This window comes from Flexivirga caeni (assembly GCF_003724155.1).
GTDB lineage: Bacteria > Actinomycetota > Actinomycetes > Actinomycetales > Dermatophilaceae > Flexivirga > Flexivirga caeni.
Genome location: NZ_RJJQ01000001.1, coordinates 296,986 through 322,376, shown reverse-complemented (window position 1 = coordinate 322,376; position 25,391 = coordinate 296,986). Strand labels below are relative to the sequence as shown.

Sequence of the window (25,391 nt, the reverse complement as noted above, 5' to 3'; positions counted from 1 at the left end):
AGGGTGATCTCGCGAGGCTTGTGCCGTCAGCTCGGCCCGACCCCGTTGAGCTTGTCCACGACTTTCAGCAGGTCACCCTCACTGGCGTAGTTGACGGCCACGAAGTTCGGGATCTGTCCGCGTTCCCGCTGGCACCGGGATGCATAGGGCCACAGCACGTCGAACTTGTTGATAGTGCGGGCATCCGTCACCAGGCTGTCGAAGTTGGCCAGCCAGTAGTTGAGCATGAACAGATCGTCCGTCTTCGAACCGCGATTGAGCCGGCAGGTCAACGAGGCTTGTGTCGGATTGGTGTATGGCGTGTCCTGCACCCAGTCGAATCCTTGCAGTAGCCAAGGGAATTCGCTGCCGCCGCCGTGACGCTCCATCAGCACGACCAGGCGGTGGCCGGAGTCGATCATCGAGCCGAGCGTCGGCCACGGCTTGCCGTCCTGTGGCGTGTAGACGTACGGCAGAAGCCCGGCGGCGCGGAAAACCTTTGCCGTGTCGGCGGGGGAGACGGTGTCTTCCACGAAGAACGTGATCACTTCGCGCGGGTGGGCTGCCAGCCAGGTGCGCACCTGCGCCATCACTGGCTCCCACTGCGTGGCACCCAACTCGCACAAGCCGTGGCAGAGGTATTCGCTGACCGGTCCGACAGGGGCCGAGGTGACGGAGTTCCTCAGCCGCGTTGCGCTCGCGACCACGTCCGGTCCGAAGTCCTTGGTGGCTGCCGCGATCGCCTCGGCGCGGCTGGCCGGGGCGGTGATGACCAGGCCCTTCTTCTTCGAGCGCTGGCCGTAGTAGCTGTCGACGAGGAGCACGCGGATGCCGGCGTTGAGGTCGCCGATGATGCCGGTCGACTGTTCGGCGGCATACCAACCACTTTCGTCGGCGGCCGACATTGCGTTGTGCGCGGCGGGAAACGCCACCTCGTCATACCGCCTGTCACACAACTGGACGTAGCCGTTGCACGCATCTGCGGCCGTGGTGGTGCCCTTGGCGACAGCGTCCGCCGAGTTGGTCGGCGGACTTGAGGGCAGGGCCGTCACGGCTACGACGACGGCGACGATCGCGGCGAGGGTCGCCAATGCGATGCGCGTTCCCATCGAACGCCGTGCGGGTAGTTTGGCGTTCGCAGCCGGTTGTTGCGGCCGGAACCCGGCTGCGAACGTCAGTTCGGCAATGCCGGAGACCAGTGCGACGATGCCGACAAGACCGGCCAGGACACCGAAGGTGAGACCTGGCCGGAAGACCGCTCCGGATCCGAGGACGACCAACAGCGCGCCGCGGGCTGCGATGCCCCAGCGGCCCTCCGGGCGGCGGTTGATCAGGTGCCACGAGCGGGCTGCGAGCATGCCGAGGTCGGCATCGGGCAGGCGTGCCGAGCCGGCCGAGGCGATCACCAGCCCGATGAGCACGGCCAGGGCCGCGCACCACCACAGCTGCGGCGCCAGAACGTGCCATCCGGCAGCGATCAGAGCGCCCGTCAGGGTGCCCCTGTCCTGCGCGGAGGCGACGGTCGATCCGGCGACCGCCACCAGACCGATCGTCCCACCGCACAACGTGATTCCCCACCCGGTGCGCACGACAGAGCGCTGCCTGCTGGGAGCCAGCAGGATGCCGGCTGCGAAGAACAGGACGGCGAGCAGGGGTAGCAGCCAGCTGAACAGACCACTGAGCCGCACCAACTGGATCAGCCGTCCGGACATGGAGTGGTTGCTGACGTGCGCGAGTGTCACCGACATGTCGGGCGAGATGTGCTCGGCGGCCTGCGGGGAGACCGACGGCAGGACTCCGGTTAGCACGGTGCCGACGTCCAGCAGCCGCAGTGCGACATCGCCGGACCGCTGCCCGCTCAGGGACTGGTGGAGCACGGCGGCGGAATGCCGGACGACCGGACCGAGCGCCGAACTACCCGCGACCGAGATGGATAGACCCTCCACCGCGGGGCGCGCGACGATCAGGTCCGGGTAGGCATTGATCGCCTGCTGGGCGATGCGCTCGCCGACGGCATGGGCGACGGCCAGGTCCTGGCGCACCGTGTTGACGTTCCGTGCGAACCGTTGCTCGTCGAGCACGTTGTGGTTGACGACCGCAGCGAACACACCGAGCAGAAGCAATAGCGCCGCCAGAGCGGTGCATCCCGCCGACCAGCGTCTCATGGCGGGACACTAGCAGCGGGCTGCCCGCCTCGGCAGTGTGCTCAGAACACCGACCACCCGGTAAGCGTCGTGAAGCGGTCCAGAGCGGCCACGCCTGCGACCGAGTTGCCACGATTGTCCAGGCCCGGTCCCCAGACGGCGATGGAGCACCGTCCGGGCACAGTTGCGAGGATCCCGCCGCCAACCCCGCTCTTGCCGGGCAGGCCGACGCGGTAGGCGAATTCGCCGGCGGCATCATACGTTCCGCAGGTCAGCATGACTGCGTTGATGCGCTTCGTCTGGCTCGGCGACAGCATGCGCGATCCGTCGCGCCGCAACCCGTGCCGGGCGAGGAAGAGGCCGGCCAGCGCCAGATCGCGGCAGCTGATCGCGATGGCGCACTGGCGGACGTATTCGTCGACGACGGTCGGGACGTCGCCGCGCAGGTTGCCGTATGACGCGAGGAAGTGCGCGAGTGCCAGCGTCCGGTCGGCGTGCGCGGTCTCCGACTCCGCCACCTGGAGGTCGTAGCCTATGTCCGGATTGCCGGACTCGATGCGCAGCAACTGCAGCACGGCGTCGGCCGCGCAGTCGACGACACCGCTCAAGTGGTCGGTCACGACGAGCGCGCCGGCATTGATGAAGGGGTTGCGCGGTATGCCGTTCTCGTATTCCAGCTGCACCAGCGAGTTGAAGGCGTTGCCCGAAGGTTCCCTGCCGACCCGGGTCCAGATGCTCTCCTCGTTCTCGGCCAGAGCGAGCGCAAGGCTGAAGATCTTCGAGATGCTTTGCAATGAAAAGGGTTTCAGCCAATCTCCAACGCCGTGGCATTCACCCGTGGCGAGTGCGATCGCCATGCCGAACTGGTCGGGGGCGACCTCGGCGAGTGCAGGGATGTAGTCGGCGACCCGGCCGCGGCCGATCTGAGGCTGGATCTCCGTGCGGATCTGGGAGAGCAGTCGGTCGATGTCCACGGGGCCATGATGGCAGGGTGAACCGGCCCGCCGCGGGAGACGACGGGCCGGTGTAGCGGGGCTCAGCTGGTGAGTGACAACCCTCCGGTGGCCGGTTGCCCGGCGACGGGGGTGGATGCGACGAGAGAACGGGCCGCCGGGACGAAGGCCACGAGTGCCGCGGCCACGCCGAGGATCCCCGGCGCGACGCCTCCGGAACTGCCGCACGCGACGAACACGACGGCGGCGACCACTGCCCAGATCGGCACCCGTCGTGCCCGGCGCAGACCGACGAACAGGACCAGTGACCCGAGCATCAGCCCGATCATGAAGAGCGCAATGACCAGGACGAGCAGTGGGTAGGACTCCGAGGCGTCGTCGAACGCGGTGATCGCGGAATGCGGTGTGCCGGCGTTCCCGTAGAGAGCGTAGGGGGAAAAGAAGGCGACCGTATGCGCAGCCGCGGCAACGGATCCCGTGGCGACGAGGCACGCGCCGATTGTCGTAGTGCGAGCGCCGCGGGAGCCGGCACCCGGGATGAGTGCCAGTGCTGCCGGCACGAGGGACACCGCGGCGGCGAGATTGAGCAGACCCGCGACGAGCCAAATGTTCTGGTGGTCGGCAACGGCGTGGGTGATTGCGACCGCGGAGGGGCTGCCGGATGGGACGATGATCCGGCGCAGCAGGTCGCCGACGGTGAGGGTCAGTGGCCCGAGGACGAGGAGGGTGGCAGCGACACGGCTGCGGGTCGTGGTGTTCATGCAGTAACGGTGCGGCGGCAGCGTCATACACCGCTTCGTCCGCGCTGCTGATTCCGCTCCACCTGGTGGTGGAGCGCGATCATTCTCGATGAGGAGTCGCGAGGCGTGCCGGCGGCCGTACCATCGACCATGGAGCTGCTCCGGGCGCGTCGGCCCGGCGGGCTGCCGGTGCTCGACACGGTGCTCGCTGTGGTGCTGTGCGTGCTGGCCGTCGGCGGGCTCGTCACCGGTGCCGTCGACGAGCACCCGTTGGTGGTCACCCTGCCGATCGCCGCATTGAGCACCGTTCTGGTCGCCTGGCGGACCCGCTTCCCACTACCAGTCGCCGCGCTCATCGCCGGTATGGCGATCGCCCAGACGGTCCTCGCGAACGGTGAGTCCAGGTCGCTCTGGTCGCTCGTGGTCTTCCTGGTGATGTCGTACACCGTCGGTGCCGAATGCGACGAAGGCACAGCACTTCTTGGGCTCGGTATGACGATGGGCAGCCAGTTTCTGTGTCAGTGGCTCGATCACGGCTCGGACTATCCGTTCGATGCACTCGTCTTCGGCGGTGTGTGGCTCTTCGGGCGCGGGACCAGATCGTGGCGCAAGCGGGCAACGTATGCCGAGCAGCACCGGCATGACCTGGCAAGGATCGCGGTTGCCGACGAACGCACGCGGATTGCCCGCGAACTGCACGATGTCGTCGCGCACGGCCTCAGCGTGATCGCGGTGCAGGCAGATGCGGCCGAGGCAGCGCTGCAGAAGGACCCGGGGCTGGCGGCCGCACCGATGCGCGCGATTCGCAGCAGTGCCCGGGACGCGTTGGGTGACATGCGGCAACTGCTGCACGTGCTGCGTGCGGACGAGGACGAACCGGTCGACGTGCTCGCTCCGGCGCGCGGCATAGCCGACCTCCCGCGGCTGGTGGCCGAGATGCAGGAGTCTGGCGCGCCGCTCACGGCCGAGCTGGGACGGCTCGGCTCACTCTCTTCAGGGACCGAGCTGACGGTCTATCGGGTGGTCCAGGAAGGGCTCACCAACGCGCGCAAGCACGCGGGCGACGTGCCTGCATCCCTGCGGGTGGTGCGCGAGGACGGGCAGATCTGCATCGAGGTCGTCAACTCACCAACGGGACGAACCCACGTCATACCAGGGGATTCGAGCGGTCTCGGACTTGTGGGAGTGCGTGAACGAGCTCTTGCGGCAGGCGGTCGTGTTGAGTCCGGACAGACATCGGACGGCGGCTTCCGGCTTGCGGTCTGGTTGCCCGTTCACGACACCGAAGAGATGGTGGTGCCATGACGACCAGCGTGCTGCTGTGTGACGACCAGGAGTTGGTGCGAGCCGGCTTCCGGCTGATCCTGGACCTGGAGGACGACATCCAAGTGGTCGGCGAGGCCGCTGACGGTCGTGAATGCCTCCGCCTCACCGCCGAATTGACGCCCGATGTGGTGCTGATGGACGTCCGGATGCCGCGCATGGACGGCATTGAGGCGACCCGCACGCTCGTTGCTGCCGGCTCAGCGAGTCAAGTGCTCATGCTGACGACCTTCGATCTGGACGAATTGGTGTATGCCGCAATGGCCGCTGGTGCCAGCGGTTTCCTGCTCAAGGACGTACCGCGAGCGCAGCTGATCGCCGCGCTGCGGCTGGTGGTTCGTGGCGAGTCAGTGCTCGCGCCGGTGCTCACTCGCCGGCTGATCGAGCGCTTCGTGTCGGTGCCGCCGCCGTCGGTGAAGTTGCCGGAGGTGCTTGAAAGCCTGAGTGAGCGGGAGCTGGAGGTTTTCGGGCACCTGGCCCGCGGCCGGTCCAACGCCGAGATCGCGGGCGCTCTGATTGTCGGTGACGCGACGGTGAAGACACACGTCGCCAGCATCCTGGCAAAACTCGGCCTGCGTGACCGGGTGCAGGTCGTCGTCCTCGCCTACGAGACCGGCTACCTCCAGCCGACCGGCCGGTACGGCGACACCATGTAGCAGTCGGCCGCCCCCGCGCTACCCCAGCACGCGGCTGACGCGCTCGACCGCCGGCAGATCGGCGGGTGCCCAGGCGAGACCGTGGAGCTTGGACGGCGGCACCCAGCGCAGTTCGGCGTGTTCGGTGGCTTGCGGCTCGCCGGCTTCGATCGCGGCGAAATACGTCGAGAGTATGATGATGCCGAAATCGTAGGAATGCGAGGTGGTTTCGACGTGTTCGCCGACCGTGACATCGCAGAGCAGCTCTTCCCGCAGCTCGCGGACGAGTGCCTCCTGCGGCGACTCGCCAGGCTCGATCTTGCCGCCGGGGAATTCCCATGACCCGGGCATGGACATCGTGGGGCCGCGCTGTGCGGCCAGCACCAGGCCGTCGTGCACGACGGCGGCACCGACGACCTCGATGGGTGCGGTCATGCGACCCCCTCCACGACGAAGCCCCGGCCAGCGTGTCCGCTACCAGGGCTCGTCCTCTGTCTCAACACAGAGTGCACCCGTAGGGATTCGAACCCCAAACCTTCTGATCCGTAGTCAGATGCTCTATCCGTTGAGCTACGGGTGCGTGCTGTGCGGTCTCCCGCGCAACGTCGAGACACTCTACCCGAGGAACGCGGTGGCGGTGAAATCGGATCGGGCTCAGCCGCCGAACGGTGCGACGGGCAGGCCGCCCACTCCGGGTTCGACAGCGAAAACCGCTCCGGCCAGTGGCTGTTCGCCCGCTGGGACGTCTTCCTTCGTGGTGGTGATGTAGAGCGTCTGCAACTGGTCGCCGCCGAAGGTGCAGGCCGTGACGTTGGTGACACCGGGCACCTCGACGACCTGGCTGAGGGTGCGGTCGACATACCGGTGGACGGCCGAGCCGCCATACAGCGCAATCCAGACGCCGCCCTCCTGGTCGACCCACAGGCCGTCGGGGCTGCCCTGCAGGTCGTCCGGCAGCTCGACCCAGGGACGCCGCTCGGTCAGGCCGGTCGCCGGCTCCCAGTCGAACGCCCAGATGGTGCGGGTCGGGGTGTCGTTGAAGTATGCCGTGCGGCCGTCAGGCGACCAGCCGATGCCGTTGGCGATGGTCAGCCCGCCGAGGACCGGGCTCGCCATACCCTCGGTCGTCAGCAGGTAGAGCGAGGCGCCGCCTTCGTGCTGGTCGTAGGCCATCGTGCCGCAGTAGAAGTTGCCCGCCGGGTCGCAGCCGCCGTCGTTGAAGCGGACCGACGGGTCGTCCCAGATCGGCTGCATGACCTGCAGGTCCGACAGGTCGTTCTGGGCGGACAGGGCGAAACCGCGCTCGACGGCGATCAGCGCGCCGCCGGAGCCGCGCGGGCGAAGCGCCGCCGCGATCGTGCCGACGTGCACGCGGTCGACGTCGTCACCGCGCACGGTCAGTACGTCGCCGGCGAACATGTCGACATACCGCAGCTCACCGGGGCCTTCGAGCGACCATTCCGGCCACCAGACGGGCCCTTCGGCGTGGAAGGCGTGTGGTTTGGCGATCGGCTCGGCGCGCATGGAGTTCAGCCTACGAGGAGGGCGTCATACCTTCTCGGCCTGCTGGGTGGCGGGGTCCCACTTGGTGATGCGCCGGGCCTCCCAGCCGCGGGCCTTCATCGCCTCGCGGGCCTTGGTCCGGTAGGTCGGGGTGAGCCGCTCGACATACAGCTTGCCGTCAAGGTGGTCGGTCTCGTGCTGCAGGCAGCGGGCGAGCGTGCCGCCGGTGGCTTCGACCACGACCTCGTTGCCGTCCAGGTCGATGCCGGTGACGCGGGCCCAGTCCGATCGCGCTGTCGGGAACCACTCGCCGGGCACCGACAGACAGCCTTCGGCGCCGTCCTCGGGCGCCGGGTCGCCGGGCGGCACGGTGCCCTTCTCCAGCACCGGGTTGATGACGACGCCGCGTTGCTCGACGTCAGAGCCGTCGGCGCAGTCGTAGACGAAGATCCGCAGTCGCACGCCGACCTGGTTGGCAGCCAAGCCGGCGCCGTTCGCGGCGTCCAGCGTGTCGAACATGTCCTGCACGAGCGTGCGGATCTCCGGCGTGATCTCCCGGACCTTCTTGGTCGGCTGATGCAACGCCTTGTGCCCGATGACGGTAATCGGACGGACTGCCATGGTTCTCAACTCCTGCCGCAGGCGACGGACGCACTGACTCGACGACGCAGCGTATCCGGCGCGAGCTGCTCAGTCGTCGCTCAGGTCGCGCGGCTGGCGGCGCGGCTGCGGCTCCGGGGACGCGTTCCAGCCGACGTCGTTCTCGTGCCCGAAGGCACGCGGGGGCGTTTCGTTGGCCCGGCGCAGGATCCGCCGGCGCAGCCCGCTCTGTCGCGGGCGCTCGGGTCGCGGCTGGTATTTGCCGATCGGGCGGATCGGCACGTCGGTCGGGTCCTCTCCGGTGTATGACGCAGCTCGCGCCGCCGCGAGCTGCCGCGCCAGGAAGGGGTCGGTGTCGTCCGGATCCCGCTCCTCCGGGGCGTCGTCCACATCCTCGTTGACCACCTCGCCGAAGATCTCGCCGACGATCGCCAGGTAGGTCTCCTTGGCGTCCCGGATGTAGTCGATCTGGCGCAGCGCCTGCTCGCGCCCGGCGCTCTCCAGGATGAACTGGCCGTAGCGCAGCGGTCGTGCGAGCAGGGTCTGGTTGAACGACATGTCGGTCACCTTGGCGAGCGGCATCATTGCGACGCGGCGCTTCAGGACGCCATACGTCATCAGCAGCCGCTTGTCGGTGGCGAGGAACCAGTCGACGCGCCACTGGATGAAGCGCCAGGCGGCATACGCCAGCAGGATGAACCAGAGTTTCCAGGCGAGGTCGGTCAGCACGCCGTAGTTGGCGGGCGCGCTGAATCCGCCGATGAGTGCGAGGAACAGGCCGCTGACGGCCATCCCGACGGGTTTCGCGAGCGCCATCCAGTGCTGGCGTTGCGCGACGACGAGGGTTTCGTCGTCGAGGAGGAATCGGGCCGTGGCCTTGTCGGCGCCCGGATCGACGTGATCCATCGCCGAACCGGCCTAGCCGTTGAGGAGCTTGTGGAAGAAGTGGCCGATCTGAGTGACGCCGTTGCTGATGATCGACCAGATGTTGTGGACGATGTCGGCGGACTTGTCGGGCGAGGTGAAGATCGCGTAGGCGATGAAGGCGACGACCAACCAGATCACGACCTTGCGGACCTTGTCGAGGGCCATCATTTCCTCCGGCGTTGCGGGAACGGTCCGGGCAGTGGACGCACGGATCTGAGCATCATTGTGACAGATGTTGCTGGTGTGATTGGTGATGTGGGGTCGTGGTGTGTCGTATGGCGGGTCGCCAACTCTTCACATTACGGCCTTTCGCCTCCGCGTGGCTACGATCGCTGTCGCCTTCTCTGCCCTTGATCGTGCCCGCCGAGGATCTCCGTATGCCGCCCAGTCCGTCCCTGCGCCCGGCCGAGTTGCGGCTGCGCGATGCGCTCGACGCGGCGGTCGGCGGCGTGTCACGTGCCGCGCTCGCGGCGTCCGTGGAGCGGCTGATCGGGCGCTATCGCGCCGGAGGTGCGGCCGATGCACCCATTCTGAGCGGTTCGTCGGACGTGCTCGCGTATGCCGTCTACCGTATGCCGGCGACCCTCGCCGCGTGCCGGAACATGTTGCAGCACAGCGTACTTCGGCTTCCCCCGATTGTGTCGGTCATCGATATGGGCGGTGGTACGGGTGCGGCGGCGTGGGCAGCGATCGAGGAGTGGCCGGATGCGCGGGTGACCGTGCTCGACCAGGTCACGGACGCGCTCGCGCTCGGTCGCCGGCTGCGCGCCGCCGAGGGTGGAGCGGTCGATTTCGTGCCCTGGCGGGCGGGATCCGCGGTGCCGGAAGCTGACCTGGTCACGGTGTCCTACGTGCTCTCCGAGCTCGCCGAGAGCGGTCGCGAGGCGGTGGTGCGCTCCGCGCTCGGCGCAGCGCGCAAAGCTGTTGCCGTGGTCGAGCCGGGCACGCCGAGCGGCTGGCAGCGGATCCTCGCGGCGCGCTCGGTGTTGCTCAACGCGGGCTGGCGGGTCGTCGCTCCGTGCCCGCACCAGGGGGAGTGTCCGCTGACCGGCTCGGACTGGTGTCACTTCAGTGCGCGGGTCGAGCGCTCCGCGCTGCACCGGCAGCTGAAGGGCGGCGAACTGGGCTACGAGGACGAGAAGTTCTCGTATGTCGTGGCAGTTCCGGGTGACCGCGCCGCCGCCGTCGACGAGGGCGCGCCCGCGCGGGTCCTGCGGCATCCGGGCAAGCGCAAGGGTCTGGTCGAGCTGGAGTTGTGCCGGCCGGACGGCTCGGCGGGTCGCGCGGTGGTGACGAAGCGGCAGGGTGCGGCATACAAACAGGCACGGGACGTCCGCTGGGGCGACTCCTGGCCGGTGGGGTAGTAGCTGCCCTGCGACAACCGCCAAATAACTGTTTGACAGTGGGATCGGCGGCGCGCCATACTCCCCAACATGTCTTTGGAGGATGAGGCGATCGCCGAGTTGCGGGCCACGGCACACCCGGTGCGGCTGCGCATGCTCTCGTTGCTGACCGGGGCGCCGATGAGCGCTGCCGAGCTGGCACGCGAACTCGATATCACCCAGGCGAACGCGAGCTACCACCTGCGCACCCTCGCCAAGGCCGGTCAGGTGCAGGTTGTCGAGACCGAGTCGGTGCGCGGTGGGCAGGCGAAGAAATATCGCTATCGATACCCCGAGCAGCGTCCGAACCCGAACGGGCAGCGACCCCAAGGGGTTTCACGCACCGAATGGCAGCAATACATCCACGTGATGTATGGCGAACTGGTCCGGCGTTCGGAGCAGCGTATCGACGGCCCGGCGATCAGCGCCGACGCAGAGGTATGGCTGACACCCGAAACCTGGCGCAAGGCAAGGGAATTGGTGAAGAAGGCGTCCCGGCTGGTTCATGACGAGGCGTTGAGCCCGCACGCGCCGGGTTCGGCGCACGTCAATTTCCAGGTGGAGCTCTTCACCATGCACGACGACCGCGACGGGGAGCAGCCGGAAAAGTGAGCAATCTCCGCGAGGCGCTGCCGGTGCTGCGCGAGAAGAACTTCCGGTGGTTCTTCCTCTCCCGGTCGATCAACACGGTCGGCGGCATGATGACGCCGGTCACGATCGCCTTCGCCGTGCTGAAGATCGACAACTCGGCCGGTTCGCTCGGCATCGTGCTCGCCGCGGAGATGGGCATGAACGTGCTGTGCCTGCTCTTCGGCGGGGTCATCGCCGACAGGCTCCCGCGCCGGATGGTGATGCAGACGTGCTATCTGCTGATGGCGGCCGTGCAACTGACGATGTGCGTGTCGCTGTGGGCGGGGTGGGCCACGGTGCTGTCGATGACACTGCTCGGCGCGGTGACCGGCGGCGCATCTGCCTTCTCGATGCCGGCGCAACAGGGCCTGATCCCGCAACTGGTGGCACGCGAGCACCTGCAGCAGGCCGACTCGCTGATGTCGTTCGTGCGCAACGGCGCAACCTTCATCGGGCCGGTGATCGGCACCCTGCTGGTCGCCTCGATCGGCCCGGAGCTGGCGCTCGCGGTGGACGGATTCTCCTTCCTCGTGGCAGCGGCACTGCTGGCGCGGGTTGTGTTGCCGGCGCCGGCGCGGCAGGCGACGTCGATGCTGACGCAGTTGCGTGAGGGGTGGAGCGAATTCGTCTCGCGCACCTGGCTGTGGGTCATCGTGCTCGCGTTCGGCCTGCTCAATGCGATCCAGGCGGGAGCGTGGGTCGTCGTCGGTCCGGTGATCGCCAAGAACAACCCGGACCTCGGCATCCGCGGCTGGGGAATCGTGGTGGGTTCGGAAGCCGTCGGGATGCTGGTGATGTCGGTCGTGTTGTTGCGGGTGCGCATCCACCGCCTGTTGCTGAACGGTATGGCGGGTGTTTCCCTCATCGCGATCCCGTTGCTGTTGCTGGGGATTCATCCGCAGACGGCGGTGCTCGCGATCGCTGCGTTCGTCGGTGGCGCGGGCACGCAGGTGTTCGGCACAGCTTGGACGGTCGCGATGATGGAGCAGATTCCGTCGAAGGTGCTGTCGCGAGTGTCGAGCTACGACATGCTGGGGTCGTTCATCGCCATACCGATCGGGACCTTGCTCTTCGGCTGGCTGGCCAGCCACGTCCAGGTCCGGCCGCTGATGATCACTGCCGGCTGCTGCTATGCGGCCATCGCACTCGGCACGCTTCTCGTGCCAGCCGTGCGCGGGCTCAACCGGATGGCCGACGAACCCCAGGGCGACCTTCAGACGACGCCGTAGAGCCGGTCGCCGGCATCGCCGAGGCCGGGCACGATATAGCCGTTCTCGTTGAGGCGTTCGTCGATCGCCCCGGTCACCAGGGTGATCGGGATCGTCAGGTCGGCGAGCTGCTCCTCGACCGCCTTGATGCCCTCGGGTGCCGACAGCAGGGTGACCGCAGTGATGTCGTCGGCACCGCGTTCGGCGAGATAGCGGATCGCCATCGCGAGCGTGCCGCCGGTAGCCAGCATCGGGTCCAGCACGTAGCACTGACGGCCGGACAGGTCGTCGGGGAGCCGGTTGGCGTAGGTGATCGCCTCCAGCGTCTCTTCGTTGCGCTGCATGCCGAGGAAGCCGACTTCGGCGCTGGGCAGCAGCCGGACCATGCCTTCGAGCATGCCGAGGCCAGCCCGCAGGATCGGCACGACGAGCGGCTTCGGCGAGGACAGCTTGATGCCGGTCGTGGGGGCAACGGGTGTCTCGATCTCGAACGGTTCGACGCGCACCTCCCGGGTCGCCTCGTAGGCGAGCAGAGTGACGAGCTCCTCCGCCAGGCGCCGGAAGGTGGGGCTGTCCGTGCGCTTGTCTCGCAGATAGGTCAGCTTGTGGGCGATCAGGGGGTGGTTGGCCAGCTCGACGCGCATGTCGCAAACTCTAGTGGTGCCCACGCCCGACAGCACTGCCGACGACTGGATGTCCCTCGCGCTGGAGCAGGCGCGGCTGGCACTCACCACCCAGGACGTGCCGGTCGGGGCGGTGCTGATCGACGAGCACGGTGCGCAGCTCGGTGCCGGACCCAACCGCAGGGTCGCCGACGGCGATCCGCTGGCGCACGCGGAGATCGTTGCGATCCGAGCCGCGGGGGCGGCACTGGGGCATTACCGGCTGGACGGCTGCACCATGGTCGTGACGCTCGAACCGTGCCTGATGTGCATTGGGGCGATCATGCAGTCGCGGGTGTCGCACCTGATCTTCGGTGCGTGGGATCCGAAGGCCGGCGCGTGCGGGAGCGCCTGGGACGTCGTCGCCGACAACCCGAGTCCGCACCGGCTGGACGCGATCGGAGGTGTGCGGGAGCAGGAGTGCGCGGCGCTGCTCACCGGCTTCTTCCGTGCCCGGCGCACGGCGGCGGCAGCTGGGTCGCTCAGCGCTTCCGAGTGATCGCCTGAAAGGCGACGTAGCCGAGTCCGACCACGATCACGCCGATCACCGCGAGCCAGATGAGTCGGAAGATCGACGGCAGGACGATGATCACGATCAGCAGGAGGACGACGACCTTCGCCGACGTCGGCCAGTTCTTCATGTGGGAAAGTCTCGCACACGTGGCCCGTCATACGCCGAAAGCATTGTTGTCCAACGGAATTGGCGGCGTAGCTGTGCCCTCACGACGTTTCGCGTGGTATTCCTCCCACGGCAGCCACTTGTCCCGCAGGGCCGACTCGACGTCGACACCCATCCGGTGTGCGGTCAGGAGTGCCATGGCGACGACGTCGGCGCACTCCGCCGCGAGATCGGCCCGTTGTTCGTCGAGCGACTTGTCGCGGTCGCGACCGCGACCACTGGCGACCAGCCAGGCCTGGCTCAGCTCGCCGAGCTCTTCGAGGAGCTTGAGCAGCATCCAGTCGGGGGTGCGGTCGATCGAGTAGACCTCGGCATACCCGGCGGAGACGTTCTCGAGACGGCTGGTCCAGGCGGCGAGGTCCATCCGGGCATCGTGCCAGCCGGCGCCGACACCTGCTCAGTCGGCTGGCGCGGGCCGCTGGGCCAGCACGTAGGCGCGTTCGGTGGGGATCTCGACTTCCGGGTGCGGCAGCCGCGTGGTGACCGAGACGATGTCGAGCCCCGCGTCGGCGATCTCGTCGATCACCTGGTCCGGCTCCAGGAAGTGGCCGTCGATGTCGACACTCTGCCCGAACCAGGTGTCGAGGTGCTGGATCTGCCCGGGCGCGAACTCTTCGCTGCGAATGTGGAACGACACCAGGATCATCCCGCCGGTCTGCAGCGACCGGAAGATCTGGGCGAAGGCGCGCTCGCGTTCGGTGCGGGTGAGGTTGATGATCGAATACAGCAGGACAGCGCCGGCCAGGCTCTGGTCGGGCTCGGTGAGGTCGGTCATCGACTCGACCCGGAAGTCGAGGTTCGGGTGCTCCGTGCGGGCGACCTCGATCATCCGCGGCGAGATGTCGATGCCGACGGTGCGGGCACCGAGTGACGCCAGGTGCTCGGTGACGTGGCCGGGGCCGCAACCGATGTCGGCGATGGTGCCGTCCTGACACATTTCGACCAGGGCCGCGAGCAGTGCCCGGTCCAGTGGTTTGCCGCGCAGCTCGTCGCGCATCGCTTCGGCATACTCCGTGGCTACCGCGTCGTATGCCGCGGCGACGTGTCGAGGGGCGGACAGCTCACGCGTCATACGTCCACGTTAATCGCTCCCTCCGGGCGCGACCACGGGTTGTCGATGACGCGTGCGCGAACGCCCCACGGGGACGTTCGGGCGGCTAGCGTCGTGGATGCTCGGGGTCGGAACGAACACGAGGAGTCGTGATGCGTCGTGTGTTGTGTGCCGCCGGGGTCGGCGTCGTCTGTGTGGGTATGGCGCTGGCCGGCGCGCCTGGGGCCCGTGCCGCTGGCGGAGTGATCGAGGCGCCTGGCGGTGACACCGTCTCCGCGCAGCCGCCGGTTTCGCTGCCGGATACCCCGCACTGCACCGTCACGCTGGCAGATCACTTCATGTCGAACGCTGCGGACATGAGCCCGCAGACCTACTCCGGCACGATCGCTGTTCCCGTCAGGTGCAAGGGCTCGTGGTCGAAAGTGGTTCTCAGCTCTACTACTTCGGTGAGTGGACGGCAGTACGACCGGACCGGTGAGCTGGAGATCGGCGGCGTCCCGGTGTGGTTCGGCACCACGCAGGAGCCGAACGGTGACAAGCCGACGACGTTCTCGTTCCGCAAGGACATCACCGAGTTCAGTTCCCTCTTCCGCACGCCACAGAAGTTCTCCGGCGGCATCACCAACTACATGTCGAGCGTCTACACCGGCAACTACGACCAGACGGTGCGGGTCACCTTCTATATGGCCAATCGCAGATACCCTGCGCCGGACGTTGCAGACAAGGTCATCGGCGTGCCCATCGCGGACCTGTCACCCGGTGCACCGACAGCATCGGCGACGCTGAATGGCTTGCCCCGCAACATCATTCGCGCGCGTCTCGAGACGACGCTCAAGGGCAACGGCTGCGACGAGCAATGGTTCACCGCGGTCCCCGACCAGGTCGCCGCAGACTTCCCCGGGGACGGGCTGTGCGCTTCCGGCGCCTACCGGGAGGCGATGGTGTCGGTGGACGGCACCCGCGCGGGCGCGGTCGGCACTTTCCCGCACATCTACTCCGGCGGCATCGTCCCGACTCTGTGGCGCCCGGTGGTGGCGATCGACACTCTCGACATGCGCACGGAGTCGCTCGATCTCACGCCGTTCGCCGGCCGGCTGGTCGACGGGATGCCGCACACGATCACCTTCGGCATGAATCCGATCGGCGATACCTGGAACGTGCGTGCAGCGCTCTTCCTCTGGACGGATCATCACCGTGCCCGGATCTCCGGGGCCCTGACTTCGGACACCGTGGCCGCTGCGCCGGTCACCGCGACGACTGCGGGTAAGCCCGTGAACGGGACGGTGAAGTATGGCGAGACGGCGCGGCGCGCCGATCAGCTGGTCGGCTATGTGAACACTTCGGCAGGGCGGATCGTCACGACGGTGAACACGTCTCGCAACTGGTCGAATTCGGGATCGGTCGGGGACGCGGGCCAGGTGCAGGACATCACCCAGCGGGACACGATTGTCTCCCGGTCGGTGTCGCGCATCGGCCACCGGGTCGTGCGTAGGTCGGCGCTCGTCGAGTCCTACCCGATCAGCGTGAACTACTCCGCAGCGCAGTACGTGAACGACCAGAACTTCTCGCTGAAGGGCACCGTCGACATGACGCAGCGAGTCTCGAGTATGACGAGCGACGGACGCGAGCAGCAGTGGCGGGGATGGGACTGGAACGTCATGTCATACGGTATCCTGGCGCGCGTCAATGGTGCGACGAGCGAGGCGGACGGGCACTCGACGACGAGCTACGCAGGCACCGACGACTTGGGCCGCTTCTACTGGCACCGGATCACCACCGACCACGGGCAAGTGGTCAGCAACCGGCAGGGCGGCTGAGTCGCCGATGCGGCGAATTCCGGTGCGGTCAGATGAGTTCGAGGTGAGCGGCGAGTCGCAGCACGTCGGCTGAGGTCTGGTCGGCGGCGTCGGCCAGCCAGCAGATCGCCTCGGCCACCGGCAGGTGCTGCACGTCGGTGATCTGTTCGGCGCCGTCGATGCCCGCCGGTGGCGCCCCGACCACGACGGTCGGAGCGATGCCGAAGACCCACCACGCCACCGGGTGCGGCGCGTGCGGCATGTAGGGCGCCGGGTTGCGGCTGGTGGCAACGTGGCTGAAGAAGAGCTGCAAGGGTCCGGTCGGGCGCGAACCGGCTTCTTCGTAAAGCTCTCGGGTTGCTGCGGATTCGAGTGTCTCGCCAGGCTCCAGCCGACCTCCGGGCAGGAAACGCCAGCCTTCGGCAGATTCGCAGACGGTGACGATGCCGGGTGCCGGCGTCGCGATGACGTGGACGCGGTGGATGAGGTGCGCTGGCGGCCGCTCGACGGTTCCCACGATGTCGGCGTTGGCGTAGTCGACGTATGCCGGTCCGAAGAGCGCGTCGAATCCTGTCGGGATGGAGGCCACGCCGCGACGTTACCTGCTGCTTCGAAGCCGGGCGGCTTCCCGCAGCAGATGATCGCGTTCCTTGGTGTTGCCGGCCTTTTGGGCCGCCTCGGCATACAGGTGCGCTGCCCGGGTGAGGTCGCCCGCGTTCTCGTGCAGGTATGCCGCAGCAGCTGTATGCCGGGGCACGCTCGGGTCGACCTCGGCCAGCGCCGCAAGGCCCACTGCGGGACCGTCCGCCTCTGCAACGGCGACAGCTCGATTGAGCCGGACGACAGGCGAATCCGTGATCGCGAGCAGTTCGTCATACCAGCTGACGATCTGGACCCAGTCGGTCTCTTCGACGGTCCGCGCGTCGGCATGCAGTGCTGCGATCGCGGCCTGTGCCTGGTATTCGCCCAGCTGGTCCGCGGCGAGGGCGTCCTGCAGGATGACGACGGCCTCCGCGATCGTCTCGGTGTCCCAGCGGGTCCGGTCCTGCGAGCGCAGCGGCACGAGCCTCCCGTCCGGTCCGGTCCGCGAACTGCGTCGCGCGTGGTGCAGCAACATCAACGCGAGCAGACCTCTCACCTCGGGATCCGAGGTGAGAGAGGCGAGTTGGCGGGTGAGACGGATCGCTTCCGCGGTGAGATCGAGCGATCCGCTGTATCCCTCGTTGAAGACGAGGTAGAGCACGCGCAGCACAGTTCTGAGGTCGCCGGCCGCATCCAGACGGATGCCCCCGAGCTGTCGTTTCGCCCGGCTGATGCGTTGTGCCATGGTCGCTTCGGGCACCAGGTAGGCGTCGGCGATCTGCTTCGTCGTGAGCCCGCCGATTGCCCGAAGTGTCAGAGCGACCGCCGAGGCGGGAGTCAGTGCCGGACTCGCGCACAGGAAGTAGAGCCGGAGACTGTCGTCCGTGCCCGGCGGCGTTCCCGGGGCCGGTTGCTGCGCGAGGCGAAGCTCGCGCGCGTTTCGCGCATCGGCCGACTTCAGCTGATCCAGGAACTGCCGCCAGGCGACCGTGATGAGCCAGGCTTGCGGATCTCGGGGCGGCGAGTCCGGCCAGTTGGCAAGAGCTTTGAGCAACGCCTCCTGCACGGCATCCTCTGCCGAAGCAAAGTCTGCACCGCGCCGGCAGAGGGCGCTGATGGCCGGCGGGACCAGGTCCCGGACCACTTCCTCTTGCATCACCACGACGACGCTGCGCGGTGCAGTCAGTCGGCCGTCGTCTCGCGGTCCCAGGTGAGGAATGGCCGTACCTCGAGCCACTCACCGTTCGGTTTCCCGCCTGAGGCGGGCGCCGCGGAGAGCTCGCCGGCCAGCTGGATCGCGCGTTCCTCGGAGTCGACGTCGATGATCATCCAGCCGGCAATGAGATCCTTGGTCTCCGCAAAGGGCCCGTCGGTCACCGGTGGCCGGCCCTCGCCGTCATACCTGACCCACATGCCGCGGTCGGAAAGCGCGTCGGCGTGGACGAATTCGCCGGTGCGTTGCAACCCGGCTGCGAAGTCGTCCATGTATTTCATGTGTGCATCGACCTCCGCCGGGGTCCACTGGTCCATCGGGACGTTGTTCGTCGCGGCCGGAGCGCCGCGGTAGTGCTTCAGCAGCAGGTACTTCGCCATGATCGTTCCCTTCGTCGCTGCGACCCATTCTGGTCGCTGATATCCGGGGGACGAAGCTGTCGGCGCGAACTCGACATTGATCGGCAAAGAGATTTCTGCCGCTGGCTCAGTCTCCCGGCCTGGTGACGTAGAGTCGTCCGGACGGGCTGGTCCAGGTGCAGACACCATCGACGGTCATGGTGACCACCCAGCCGGACTCGTGCTTGGCGCGGTGGTGGTGACGGCACAAGCAGTGCAGATTGATGGCTGCCGTGATGCCGCCCGGCCAGGCGATGACGTGGTCGAGGTCGCAGCGGACGGCCGGCATCGTGCAGCCGGGGAAGCGGCAATGCTGGTCCCGGGTGACCACGAGGCGCCGGATCGCTGCGGTCGGCCGGTAGCTGTGGGTCATGGTTTCCAGCACGGTGCCGGCTGCCGGGTCGACCAGTGCACGAGTGACTCGGGTGCCGACGGCGCGGCTCAGTAGAGCGATCTCGGCGGCGGGTATGACGCCGACTCCGGGCACGACTACGTCGCCCAATCCGAGGTCGCCGGACTGGATGAGCGTGACGGGTGGCGCCGGTGCGGTCGCGACAGTCACCCTGCCGGGCGGCGACGTGGGCAGTTGAGCGCGGGCGTCGTCGAGCAGCTGGTCCCAGTCGATCGCACCGTCATACAGTTCGTCGAGCTCGTCCGGTGGCCCGTCGTCTGCCCACGGCGGATCGTCTCCTCGCTCACCGACGGGACGGGCGCCGAGGAGTTGGTCGAGCAGGGCGTTGAGTTCGTCGTCGACTGAGTCGGTGGATGACGCGTTGTTTCCGAGATGCGTTGCCTCCGAGCATTTTCCGTCGCCAGCAAGTGGTTGCACGGGCAGCTGGAACACGACAGTGGTGTCGATGCTGGCGTTCTGCAGCAGCAGGTCGATGAAGGCGTCGGCCCGGCACTCCGCGAGTGCTTGTCGGTGGTCGTGTCTTCGTGCAACTGGCGGGCGAGGTCGTCGACGGCGCGCATGGCCTTGGTGACGTCGGCGGTGGGGAGGACCGCGACGAGTTCGGCGAGTCCTGGCTCGTGGTGCGGTCGCGCGAACACACCGACCTGCTCCCGGCGGCGCTTCGTCGCGGCGGGCCTGACGGACGCGGGCTCGACTGAGGCGACCGGCCGCGGGATGCGACGGCGCAGCTGTGTCGTCGTGAGGCCGGCGATGTCTTGGGCGAGCAGTTCGCGTTCGACCGACCGGCCGGTGTGGGCGCTGGTGCCGGCGAGCAGGTCGGTCACCACTCCGACCTTCGCAGGGTCGAGCCGGCCCGTGCCGGCGGCCGTGAGCAAGCGAGGTGCTCGGGTGACTGCATCCAGTGCGTGCTGAATGCGCGCGCCGGCCTGCCGCGGCCCGAGCCCGAGGAGTCGCGCGATCTCGGTGTCGATCCATTCCTCGGCGAAACCGAGGTGGTGCCGGACCGTCTTCGTGTCCGCGATCGCCGGGTCGAAGACCGTCTCGTGGCTGGCGGCCTGGGCGATGCGCACCGACTGTGCCGCGAGCGCCGAGTTGGCGATCTGCTGGGTCGTCGCAACCTGCTCCAGCAGTTGGTCTTTCGTCAGCGGGTCGGCGTCGGTGCGCGCGCTGTCGAAAGCCAGGGTGACCAGCTCGAGCGCGGCTTCCAGCAGGTCGCCGCTGCTCGCGCCGGAAAGTTCCTGCGCGGTCGGGAGCACCGGATTCCTCATGCCACCAATAGTACATTTGTCTGATGGAGAATGGAAGATCCGAGAGGCATCAATTATTTTCACTCTCAGCGAAATCAGCGTGATTAGTGACCGAGAAGCATCCGTTCCACGGTGTCTGCCAAGTACGTCACCGGACACGTTCCATCCAGCTCATCGGTGGCTGTCGCACGCAGCAAAGGTTCCACCGAGTCGACGTACCCAGTGATCTCCGCACGCTGCGCGGCAGTGCGGCCATACGGATTGTTCGTGCGTATGGCGACCCGGGCCAGCAGCACCTCGACCGGTGCACTCAGCAGCACCACACGCTCGAACCGGTCGTAGAAGTCACCCTGGTTGCGGACGGTGCCGGACACGGCCAGGGTTTCGTGATCGGCGAGGAGTACCGTCATTCGTGGAGCGTCCCAGGTCGCGTCCGGTAATTCCCAGCCGTCGTAATCCGTGTCGACAGTGACGAATCCGCGTCGCGCCAGCTCGGCCAGCAGGGTCGACTTGCCGGCCCCGGACATCCCGGTGATCAGCACGCGAGTCATGTGGTCAGCTCGGCGAACGTGTCGTGGAGCCGACCAGCGACCCGTTCTCGAATTCCCAATGGACGACTGCGACCGACCGCGACCGCAAGGAGTCCGGAGCCGACAGCAACGCGAGCGCCGGCTCGCGCAACGGCGCGTAGGGGAGTTGTGTCAACTCCTGGATCGCTGCGTCGCGTGTGAACCACGCTGTGGCTTCGATGATTCCGTCCGGGTCGTCGGCCTGCAACGTCCGCGCGCCGGCGCGCCCGACGTAGTTCCAGGCCTCCGACATCGCGTCGTCGAGCCGGTTGCGACTGGTCGAGACCAGCACCAAGTGCGCGGGATCGACCGTCAGCCCCGTCTCCTCAGCCAGCTCCCGCGCGGCGCCTTCCGCGGGCGTCTCGTCCTCCTCGACGCCGCCGCTCGGAACGCTCCAGAAGCTCCCACCCCATGCCGGATACGACTCCCGCACCAGAGCAACGGAATCTGCCTCGAACGCAACAACACTCGCGTAGCGACGGTTCGCCATACGACCAGCGTATGCCGGATCAGCGGTCCGGCCGAGGGACAGCCATCCGCGTCAGGCGCTCGTCTCGGTCTGTCGTTCGATCACCTCGTCCACGCGGACGGGAAGCGGTGAACCTCCTGCGGCCAGTCGAGACACGTCGCGAGCCGGCCCGCCCAGTAACGTGCCGCCTCGTCGTCGGGGGCCGTGATGGCCGCGAATCCGCCCAGGTGCTCTTTGGTTTCGACATACGGGCCGTCGGAGAAGACCGGCTGCCCGCCGTCGTTCACGACGCTGCAGATCGCGGTCGATGCGTCGATCCCGCCGTCGGAATACAGGAAGACGCCCGCATCCTTCATCTCCTCCAGGACCGCCCGCGAGGCCGCGCCCTTGGCACGCAGTTGCTCGGGTGTCTGGTCGGGCACCCACTCGTCGTTGAACGCGATCAGATAGTTGGGCATTGCGACTCCTTCATCATCCGGCGGCCACCACTGGCCGCTCATTGATTCCACGAACGAGCATGCCGCGATCGGACACTTTCGGATGGCAGAAGGCGAGATCGGTAGCGTGTGGCCGGTCAGACCGAACCCTTCCGACCCGCGCAGCGCCGCCATGTCCCATGCAGTTGACTTCGCCGACGTCTCGACCGTGGGGCTCGAGTCGTCGTCCGTCGCCGACGCACTCGCCGGCCTGCGGGCCAACGAGGCGCGCTATTTCAAGAACAAGTACGACCACGTCTTCACCGTTGAGCCCGCTGCCGACGCCAAGGCAACCGTCGATTGGGTGAGCGGCATCCTCAAGGAGGAACGCGACATCGTGATCGCGTCACCGCCTTTGGAGGCAACGGAATTCGAGGTCAACGGCATCCGGATGGCTTACGTGTTCTACGAGAGCGGCCTGTCGATCAACGTGATGTACACGCTCGCCGACGTCGGCAAGCGTGCGGTCGGGCTGAAGCTCTCGGACGGGATGGAAGTCCCCGAGGAACTCGGCGCCTTCAAGTTCGTACGGCAGAAGTCGAAGCTGGCCGGCACCATCCGCGGGTCATTCTTCGTCATCAAGCGTGAGCACTGATCGCACGGTTGGGTTTCCATGCTGGAGGACAACGCTGTCGGTTGACCGGCGCTGACCAGCCGGTATGGCGAGGCCTGTCCCCACTCGGGTCTAGGTTGCTGCAGGTGACGACGGAGCCGGGTTGGTGGCGTGGGGACTTCCGCCGGCTGTGGTCCGGTTATGCGATCAGCCAGCTCGGGAGCGCGATCGGCAGTGGCGAGCTGGCGATTGTCGCGGCGCTGGTGCTGCATGCTCCGGTGTGGCAGGTGTCCGTGATCGCTGCGTTCTCCGGCCTGACTGCGGCGGCGCTGGTGCTGCCCCTCGGCCCGTGGATCGAGTTTCGCCGCAAGCGGCCGGTGATGATGGGGGCCGACCTCGTGCGCTTCGCGGCGCTGGCGACGGTGCCCGCGGCCGCAGTGCTCGGCTGGCTGACGTTCGTCCAGTTGTGCGTCGTCGGCGTCATCCAGGTCGGTGGCGCGATGGTGTTCGGGGCTGCGTCCACCGCGCACCTCAAGTCGCTGCTTCCGGCATCCGCCCGCGGTGAGGCGAATGCCGATCTGGAAGCGACCTCGTGGACGGCGACCACCGCCGGACCACCGATCGGCGGTGTGCTGATCTCGGCGTTCGGCGCGGTGTCCACGGTGCTGCTGGACGCCGTCAGCTTCCTCTTCTCGGCCGCGTTCGTCCGCAGCCTGCGCAGCACCGAACCTTCGCCGCCGGCACAGTCGTCGCAGCGTGGCCGGGCCGCGGAGATCGGCGCGGGCTGGGCGTACATCTGGCGGCACCGAGTGTTGCGCTCGCTGTTCCTGAACGCGTTGCTCTTCGGCGGCGGCATCATGTGGATCTCCCCGCTGCTGACGGTTTTCATGCTGCGGGAGCTACACCTCGCGCCGTGGCAGTACGGGCTCTCCCTCGGCATACAGGGCTGTGGTGGCTTGGTCGGCGCACTGGTCGCCAAGCGACGAATCCGCAGCTCGAGTGGTTTCCGGCTGATGCTCGTCACCGGCACGGCCCGCTGCCTGCCGGTCTGTCTACTGGCAGTCGCACCGCGCGGCTGGGCCGGGTTGATCGTCGTCACCCTCGCCGAGACGACGCTGCTGTTCTTCGCCGGCATGTTCAACCCCACGTTCGGCACCTATCGGATGACGGTCACGCCCGATGGCCTGCAGGCGAGGGTCAACACCGCGTGGTCGATCAGCTCCAAGGTGGCGCAGCCGCTGATGGTCGCGCTCGGTGGCCTCGTCGCGGCCCTGTCCGGCATCCGCCTGTCGATCGGGCTCGCCTCCGTGCTCATCATCGCCAGCGCCGCCCTGCTGCCCTGGCGCCAGCGGCAGCCGAGTGAGTCGCTGGTGGAGTCGGTGCCGGTGGGGTCGGGGTAGCTTCGGGTTCCGCCCACTTCGTGGCGAGCGACGCCGAGTGGACAGCAGTTGTCGTGAGAGTCGACCCCTCACCGCAACGACTGTCCACTCGGTGCGGTCGAAGTGGCTCAGCCCTGGCCCTGGTCGAAGATCAGCCCCGGCGAGGAGTCGTCGTGGCGCACCAGCTCGTAGGACCACGGTTCGCCAGGCCGACTTGCCTGAAAGCCGTTGAAGTTGTTCAAGGTCGCGGTCGTGTCGACGGCAACTGTCTGCTCCCAGCCACGCAACTGCGAGTTGTACTGCTCCTTCGCAGCCCGCGCTCCGGGCACGATCGAGTGGACTCGATCGATTCGGAGGTTCGTGACATTGGGTGCGTGCAGGCTCATCCAGTTCGCGCCGACCGTGGTCCGATCGGCGATTCCCATTCGTCGGCACGCGTCGAAGTCACGGACGTCCATCGCGCGCACGTAGAGCTTGACGACGTCCGCGGGCGAGGCTGGGTATGTCGGCAACGACACCTCCGCACGCGGCCTGCCCCACAACCAGAGTCCGCCGATCGGTATGGCGATGACCGGTAGCACCGCCCCGAGCAGCACTCACCCACGCTTCATCTGCCGAGTATGCCGCGTTCTTGGCGACGCCGACGGATGTCGCGACGATCGGTATCGTCGCATCCCATGGGCCGAGTCTTCGCTGTGCGCCACGCGATGCCGGAACTGGACCCAGTGTCGGAGCCGCACGAATGGCGCCTCTCGGGCGAGGGCCGGATGGCGGCGGGCAAGCTGCGGGGACGACTACCCACCGGCTCGTGCTGCATTGCCTCGGCAGAGCGCAAAGCTCAGGAGACCCTGCGGCTCGCCGTGGACGACTCATTCGATGTCGATCGGAGACTCAACGAGGTTCGGCGCCCCGTGGAACCGTTGGGCGGCGATGTCCGACCATGCCGACGAGCATGGGTCTCGGGACAACTCGACTCCAGGCACGAGGGATGGGAGACGCCGACCGATGCGGCTGCACGCTTTGACGCCGTCGTTCGCATCCCCAGCAATTCGCAGAACGTGGTTGTCGCATCGCACGGCATGATCCTGACGGCCTGGCTCGTCTCCGTCGGGATCCTCGATGAAGGCGAGTCCGCGGCCCTGTTCTGGGAAGCGCTGGCGTTCCCGGATATCGTCTCGGTCGACCTGCCGTTGCGGTGAGCGAGCCGGCCCGGGGAGTTGGCGAGGTGGGACTTGGCGTTCCTGCGCGGTCAGCTGCCGCCCGCCCTCGCCCAGGTGATCTCGTCGATCTCCGCGCGCTCGCGGCTGGTGCCCGGCGATGCGATCTCCCCAGGAGCGTGCGCGGCAACCCCGAACGCCGTCATCGAGGTGACCTCCCAGTGCCCGGGCACGTCGAACTCGGCCGCCACTGCGTCCCGGTCGAACGCGCGGAACTGATGTGCGTCCAGCCCGAGAACGAGCCCCTGGATGGTCATGTGCGCGACGGCTTGCCCGAGGTCGTACCGGGCGAATTCCGAGTACTCCCAGTTGTCTGTGTCCTCGACGCGGACGTGCGCGAGGTTCACGACCAGCAGCGAAGCGCCCGGAGCCCACGCAGTTGAACTGCGCGCCAGGTACTGGACGATCCGGTCGTGTACTTCGTCCCCACGTCTTCCGACGATGAAACTCCACGGTTGGGAGTTGCCGGCCGATGGGGCGTTCCCTGCGGCTTGCAGCAAGGTGTCGAGTTGCGCGGCGGTGACGATCGCGTCCGGGTCGAACCGCACTGGGCTGAACCTGCGCCGGAGCGCCGGGTGCACTTCGGGAACGGCCGGAATCTCGCACGTCGCCATCCGCCGAGTATGCCGGGCGCGCGTCATACCGCGCGATGGGCATACGCGAG

The 25,391-nt window shown here is 67.5% G+C and carries 32 protein-coding genes and 1 tRNA gene; 10 read left to right on the top strand and 23 right to left on the bottom strand.

Features of this window, described 5'->3' with window-relative positions; genetic code table 11:
• Positions 1–26 precede the first annotated feature (26 nt).
• The 3 genes from EFY87_RS01645 to EFY87_RS01635 all read right to left on the bottom strand — a co-directional run bounded on the left by EFY87_RS01645 (position 27) and on the right by EFY87_RS01635 (position 3,837).
• Complete coding sequence (locus EFY87_RS01645; RefSeq protein WP_148043206.1) at positions 27–2,144, bottom strand: phosphoinositide-specific phospholipase C-related protein; 2,118 nt, start codon at positions 2,142–2,144, stop codon at positions 27–29.
• Positions 2,145–2,185: 41 nt separating this feature from the next.
• A complete protein-coding gene (locus tag EFY87_RS01640) occupies positions 2,186–3,097 on the bottom strand; it encodes a glutaminase (protein ID WP_123269549.1) in 912 nt (303 codons plus the stop codon).
• Between the two features lie 62 nt (positions 3,098–3,159).
• Positions 3,160–3,837 (bottom strand): hypothetical protein, encoded by a 678-nt coding sequence (locus EFY87_RS01635; protein ID WP_148043205.1) that lies wholly within the window; start codon positions 3,835–3,837, stop codon positions 3,160–3,162.
• A 129-nt stretch (positions 3,838–3,966) separates the two neighbouring features.
• Here EFY87_RS01635 and EFY87_RS01630 point away from each other — a divergent pair, with 129 nt between their 5' ends.
• Together EFY87_RS01630 and EFY87_RS01625 are read left to right on the top strand one after the other, a co-directional pair.
• Positions 3,967–5,121 carry a sensor histidine kinase gene (locus EFY87_RS01630; protein WP_123269547.1) on the top strand — a complete coding sequence of 385 codons (1,155 nt, stop codon included), beginning with the start codon at positions 3,967–3,969 and terminating at the stop codon, positions 5,119–5,121.
• Entirely contained in the window at positions 5,118–5,795 is a 678-nt protein-coding gene (locus EFY87_RS01625; protein WP_123269546.1) for a response regulator, read from the top strand. The genes EFY87_RS01630 and EFY87_RS01625 overlap by 4 nt, the downstream gene beginning before the upstream one ends.
• An 18-nt stretch (positions 5,796–5,813) precedes the next feature.
• On the opposite strand, the gene EFY87_RS01620 is transcribed toward EFY87_RS01625, so the two are convergent.
• From EFY87_RS01620 to EFY87_RS20480, 6 genes are all read right to left on the bottom strand, one after another.
• Positions 5,814–6,209 (bottom strand): (deoxy)nucleoside triphosphate pyrophosphohydrolase, encoded by a 396-nt coding sequence (locus EFY87_RS01620; protein WP_123269545.1) that lies wholly within the window; start codon positions 6,207–6,209, stop codon positions 5,814–5,816.
• 72 nt (positions 6,210–6,281) lie between these two features.
• Positions 6,282–6,354 (bottom strand) — tRNA-Arg (locus EFY87_RS01615).
• A gap of 74 nt (positions 6,355–6,428) precedes the next feature.
• Positions 6,429–7,298 (bottom strand): SMP-30/gluconolactonase/LRE family protein, encoded by an 870-nt coding sequence (locus tag EFY87_RS01610; protein ID WP_123269544.1) that lies wholly within the window; start codon positions 7,296–7,298, stop codon positions 6,429–6,431.
• A gap of 24 nt (positions 7,299–7,322) precedes the next feature.
• Positions 7,323–7,898, bottom strand: coding sequence for a peptide deformylase (gene def / locus EFY87_RS01605; RefSeq protein ID WP_123269543.1), 576 nt, complete (start codon positions 7,896–7,898; stop codon positions 7,323–7,325).
• Between the two features lie 69 nt (positions 7,899–7,967).
• Positions 7,968–8,783: a PH domain-containing protein gene (locus EFY87_RS01600; protein ID WP_123269542.1), complete on the bottom strand. Its 816-nt coding sequence runs from the start codon at positions 8,781–8,783 to the stop codon at positions 7,968–7,970.
• A 12-nt stretch (positions 8,784–8,795) separates the two neighbouring features.
• On the bottom strand, positions 8,796–8,969 hold the full coding sequence (locus EFY87_RS20480; protein WP_181445420.1) for a hypothetical protein: 174 nt from the start codon (positions 8,967–8,969) through the stop codon (positions 8,796–8,798).
• Between the two features lie 212 nt (positions 8,970–9,181).
• On the opposite strand from EFY87_RS20480, the gene EFY87_RS01595 reads away from it, so the two are divergent.
• The 3 genes from EFY87_RS01595 to EFY87_RS01585 all read left to right on the top strand — a co-directional run bounded on the left by EFY87_RS01595 (position 9,182) and on the right by EFY87_RS01585 (position 12,045).
• Positions 9,182–10,168 carry a small ribosomal subunit Rsm22 family protein gene (locus EFY87_RS01595; RefSeq protein ID WP_123269541.1) on the top strand — a complete coding sequence of 329 codons (987 nt, stop codon included), beginning with the start codon at positions 9,182–9,184 and terminating at the stop codon, positions 10,166–10,168.
• Between the two features lie 69 nt (positions 10,169–10,237).
• Entirely contained in the window at positions 10,238–10,798 is a 561-nt protein-coding gene (locus EFY87_RS01590) for an ArsR/SmtB family transcription factor (protein WP_123269540.1), read from the top strand.
• Positions 10,795–12,045, top strand: coding sequence for an MFS transporter (locus EFY87_RS01585; RefSeq protein WP_123269539.1), 1,251 nt, complete (start codon positions 10,795–10,797; stop codon positions 12,043–12,045). Before EFY87_RS01590 ends, EFY87_RS01585 begins: the two co-directional genes overlap by 4 nt.
• Here EFY87_RS01585 and upp read toward each other — a convergent pair.
• Entirely contained in the window at positions 12,030–12,668 is a 639-nt protein-coding gene (upp, locus tag EFY87_RS01580; RefSeq protein WP_123269538.1) for a uracil phosphoribosyltransferase, read from the bottom strand. The genes EFY87_RS01585 and upp overlap by 16 nt on opposite strands.
• A gap of 16 nt (positions 12,669–12,684) precedes the next feature.
• Here upp and EFY87_RS01575 point away from each other — a divergent pair, with 16 nt between their 5' ends.
• Positions 12,685–13,185 (top strand): nucleoside deaminase, encoded by a 501-nt coding sequence (locus EFY87_RS01575; protein ID WP_342769090.1) that lies wholly within the window; start codon positions 12,685–12,687, stop codon positions 13,183–13,185.
• On the opposite strand, the gene EFY87_RS20175 is transcribed toward EFY87_RS01575, so the two are convergent.
• Genes EFY87_RS20175 through EFY87_RS01565 form a run of 3 tightly spaced genes read right to left on the bottom strand, consistent with a single transcriptional unit; the run spans position 13,169 to position 14,437 of the window.
• Positions 13,169–13,327: a hypothetical protein gene (locus tag EFY87_RS20175; protein ID WP_158607462.1), complete on the bottom strand. Its 159-nt coding sequence runs from the start codon at positions 13,325–13,327 to the stop codon at positions 13,169–13,171. The two genes, EFY87_RS01575 and EFY87_RS20175, sit on opposite strands and share 17 nt — an antisense overlap.
• 27 nt (positions 13,328–13,354) lie before the next feature.
• Complete coding sequence (locus EFY87_RS01570) at positions 13,355–13,729, bottom strand: nucleoside triphosphate pyrophosphohydrolase family protein (RefSeq protein ID WP_123269537.1); 375 nt, start codon at positions 13,727–13,729, stop codon at positions 13,355–13,357.
• A 33-nt stretch (positions 13,730–13,762) separates the two neighbouring features.
• A complete protein-coding gene (locus EFY87_RS01565; protein WP_123269536.1) occupies positions 13,763–14,437 on the bottom strand; it encodes a class I SAM-dependent DNA methyltransferase in 675 nt (224 codons plus the stop codon).
• Between the two features lie 131 nt (positions 14,438–14,568).
• Here EFY87_RS01565 and EFY87_RS01560 point away from each other — a divergent pair, with 131 nt between their 5' ends.
• On the top strand, positions 14,569–16,233 hold the full coding sequence (locus EFY87_RS01560) for a peptide-N4-asparagine amidase (protein ID WP_123269535.1): 1,665 nt from the start codon (positions 14,569–14,571) through the stop codon (positions 16,231–16,233).
• Positions 16,234–16,261: 28 nt separating this feature from the next.
• Here EFY87_RS01560 and EFY87_RS01555 read toward each other — a convergent pair whose 3' ends face one another.
• The 8 genes from EFY87_RS01555 to EFY87_RS01520 form a co-directional block, all read right to left on the bottom strand.
• Positions 16,262–16,801 (bottom strand): NUDIX hydrolase, encoded by a 540-nt coding sequence (locus EFY87_RS01555; protein WP_123269534.1) that lies wholly within the window; start codon positions 16,799–16,801, stop codon positions 16,262–16,264.
• A 9-nt stretch (positions 16,802–16,810) separates the two neighbouring features.
• The gene (locus EFY87_RS01550; RefSeq protein ID WP_123269857.1) at positions 16,811–17,950 is read right to left on the bottom strand and encodes an RNA polymerase sigma factor; all 1,140 of its coding nucleotides are present in this window, start codon (positions 17,948–17,950) and stop codon (positions 16,811–16,813) included.
• Between the two features lie 26 nt (positions 17,951–17,976).
• On the bottom strand, positions 17,977–18,387 hold the full coding sequence (locus EFY87_RS01545; RefSeq protein WP_123269533.1) for a YciI family protein: 411 nt from the start codon (positions 18,385–18,387) through the stop codon (positions 17,977–17,979).
• 106 nt (positions 18,388–18,493) lie between these two features.
• Positions 18,494–18,967: an HNH endonuclease signature motif containing protein gene (locus EFY87_RS01540; protein WP_123269532.1), complete on the bottom strand. Its 474-nt coding sequence runs from the start codon at positions 18,965–18,967 to the stop codon at positions 18,494–18,496.
• Positions 18,964–20,085 (bottom strand): 13E12 repeat family protein, encoded by a 1,122-nt coding sequence (locus tag EFY87_RS01535; RefSeq protein ID WP_123269531.1) that lies wholly within the window; start codon positions 20,083–20,085, stop codon positions 18,964–18,966. The genes EFY87_RS01540 and EFY87_RS01535 overlap by 4 nt, the downstream gene beginning before the upstream one ends.
• Before the next feature lie 83 nt (positions 20,086–20,168).
• Positions 20,169–20,615 (bottom strand): AAA family ATPase, encoded by a 447-nt coding sequence (locus EFY87_RS01530; protein ID WP_123269530.1) that lies wholly within the window; start codon positions 20,613–20,615, stop codon positions 20,169–20,171.
• Positions 20,616–20,619: 4 nt separating this feature from the next.
• A complete protein-coding gene (locus EFY87_RS01525) occupies positions 20,620–21,123 on the bottom strand; it encodes an NUDIX hydrolase (RefSeq protein WP_123269529.1) in 504 nt (167 codons plus the stop codon).
• An 80-nt stretch (positions 21,124–21,203) separates the two neighbouring features.
• Complete coding sequence (locus tag EFY87_RS01520; RefSeq protein WP_123269856.1) at positions 21,204–21,560, bottom strand: YciI family protein; 357 nt, start codon at positions 21,558–21,560, stop codon at positions 21,204–21,206.
• 151 nt (positions 21,561–21,711) lie between these two features.
• Here EFY87_RS01520 and EFY87_RS01515 point away from each other — a divergent pair, with 151 nt between their 5' ends.
• Positions 21,712–22,173: a phage tail protein gene (locus EFY87_RS01515; RefSeq protein ID WP_123269528.1), complete on the top strand. Its 462-nt coding sequence runs from the start codon at positions 21,712–21,714 to the stop codon at positions 22,171–22,173.
• A 104-nt stretch (positions 22,174–22,277) separates the two neighbouring features.
• Complete coding sequence (locus tag EFY87_RS01510) at positions 22,278–23,531, top strand: MFS transporter (protein WP_123269855.1); 1,254 nt, start codon at positions 22,278–22,280, stop codon at positions 23,529–23,531.
• 107 nt (positions 23,532–23,638) lie between these two features.
• Here EFY87_RS01510 and EFY87_RS01505 read toward each other — a convergent pair whose 3' ends face one another.
• A complete protein-coding gene (locus EFY87_RS01505) occupies positions 23,639–24,106 on the bottom strand; it encodes a hypothetical protein (protein WP_123269527.1) in 468 nt (155 codons plus the stop codon).
• 171 nt (positions 24,107–24,277) lie between these two features.
• On the opposite strand from EFY87_RS01505, the gene EFY87_RS01500 reads away from it, so the two are divergent.
• Positions 24,278–24,709: a histidine phosphatase family protein gene (locus EFY87_RS01500; RefSeq protein ID WP_148043204.1), complete on the top strand. Its 432-nt coding sequence runs from the start codon at positions 24,278–24,280 to the stop codon at positions 24,707–24,709.
• A 50-nt stretch (positions 24,710–24,759) separates the two neighbouring features.
• Here the strand turns inward: EFY87_RS01500 and EFY87_RS01495 are convergent, their stop codons facing one another.
• On the bottom strand, positions 24,760–25,341 hold the full coding sequence (locus EFY87_RS01495) for a nitroreductase family protein (protein ID WP_123269525.1): 582 nt from the start codon (positions 25,339–25,341) through the stop codon (positions 24,760–24,762).
• Between the last annotated feature and the right edge of the window lie 50 nt (positions 25,342–25,391).

Bases quoted from the DNA above. Each gene is read 5' to 3' on its own strand.
- EFY87_RS01645 (WP_148043206.1), bottom strand. From the start codon at position 2,144: ATGAGACGCTGGTCGGCGGGATGCACCGCTCTGGCGGCGCTATTGCTT.
- EFY87_RS01635 (WP_148043205.1), bottom strand. From the start codon at position 3,837: ATGAACACCACGACCCGCAGCCGTGTCGCTGCCACCCTCCTCGTCCTC.
- EFY87_RS01630 (WP_123269547.1), top strand. From the start codon at position 3,967: ATGGAGCTGCTCCGGGCGCGTCGGCCCGGCGGGCTGCCGGTGCTCGAC.
- EFY87_RS01625 (WP_123269546.1), top strand. From the start codon at position 5,118: ATGACGACCAGCGTGCTGCTGTGTGACGACCAGGAGTTGGTGCGAGCC.
- EFY87_RS01620 (WP_123269545.1), bottom strand. From the start codon at position 6,209: ATGACCGCACCCATCGAGGTCGTCGGTGCCGCCGTCGTGCACGACGGC.
- EFY87_RS01610 (WP_123269544.1), bottom strand. From the start codon at position 7,298: ATGCGCGCCGAGCCGATCGCCAAACCACACGCCTTCCACGCCGAAGGG.
- def (WP_123269543.1), bottom strand. From the start codon at position 7,898: ATGGCAGTCCGTCCGATTACCGTCATCGGGCACAAGGCGTTGCATCAG.
- EFY87_RS01600 (WP_123269542.1), bottom strand. From the start codon at position 8,783: ATGGATCACGTCGATCCGGGCGCCGACAAGGCCACGGCCCGATTCCTC.
- EFY87_RS20480 (WP_181445420.1), bottom strand. From the start codon at position 8,969: ATGGCCCTCGACAAGGTCCGCAAGGTCGTGATCTGGTTGGTCGTCGCC.
- EFY87_RS01595 (WP_123269541.1), top strand. From the start codon at position 9,182: ATGCCGCCCAGTCCGTCCCTGCGCCCGGCCGAGTTGCGGCTGCGCGAT.
- EFY87_RS01590 (WP_123269540.1), top strand. From the start codon at position 10,238: ATGTCTTTGGAGGATGAGGCGATCGCCGAGTTGCGGGCCACGGCACAC.
- upp (WP_123269538.1), bottom strand. From the start codon at position 12,668: ATGCGCGTCGAGCTGGCCAACCACCCCCTGATCGCCCACAAGCTGACC.
- EFY87_RS20175 (WP_158607462.1), bottom strand. From the start codon at position 13,327: ATGAAGAACTGGCCGACGTCGGCGAAGGTCGTCGTCCTCCTGCTGATC.
- EFY87_RS01570 (WP_123269537.1), bottom strand. From the start codon at position 13,729: ATGGACCTCGCCGCCTGGACCAGCCGTCTCGAGAACGTCTCCGCCGGG.
- EFY87_RS01565 (WP_123269536.1), bottom strand. From the start codon at position 14,437: ATGACGCGTGAGCTGTCCGCCCCTCGACACGTCGCCGCGGCATACGAC.
- EFY87_RS01560 (WP_123269535.1), top strand. From the start codon at position 14,569: ATGCGTCGTGTGTTGTGTGCCGCCGGGGTCGGCGTCGTCTGTGTGGGT.
- EFY87_RS01550 (WP_123269857.1), bottom strand. From the start codon at position 17,950: ATGCAAGAGGAAGTGGTCCGGGACCTGGTCCCGCCGGCCATCAGCGCC.
- EFY87_RS01545 (WP_123269533.1), bottom strand. From the start codon at position 18,387: ATGGCGAAGTACCTGCTGCTGAAGCACTACCGCGGCGCTCCGGCCGCG.
- EFY87_RS01535 (WP_123269531.1), bottom strand. From the start codon at position 20,085: ATGAGGAATCCGGTGCTCCCGACCGCGCAGGAACTTTCCGGCGCGAGC.
- EFY87_RS01530 (WP_123269530.1), bottom strand. From the start codon at position 20,615: ATGACTCGCGTGCTGATCACCGGGATGTCCGGGGCCGGCAAGTCGACC.
- EFY87_RS01525 (WP_123269529.1), bottom strand. From the start codon at position 21,123: ATGGCGAACCGTCGCTACGCGAGTGTTGTTGCGTTCGAGGCAGATTCC.
- EFY87_RS01520 (WP_123269856.1), bottom strand. From the start codon at position 21,560: ATGCCCAACTATCTGATCGCGTTCAACGACGAGTGGGTGCCCGACCAG.
- EFY87_RS01515 (WP_123269528.1), top strand. From the start codon at position 21,712: ATGTCCCATGCAGTTGACTTCGCCGACGTCTCGACCGTGGGGCTCGAG.
- EFY87_RS01500 (WP_148043204.1), top strand. From the start codon at position 24,278: ATGGCGGCGGGCAAGCTGCGGGGACGACTACCCACCGGCTCGTGCTGC.
- EFY87_RS01495 (WP_123269525.1), bottom strand. From the start codon at position 25,341: ATGGCGACGTGCGAGATTCCGGCCGTTCCCGAAGTGCACCCGGCGCTC.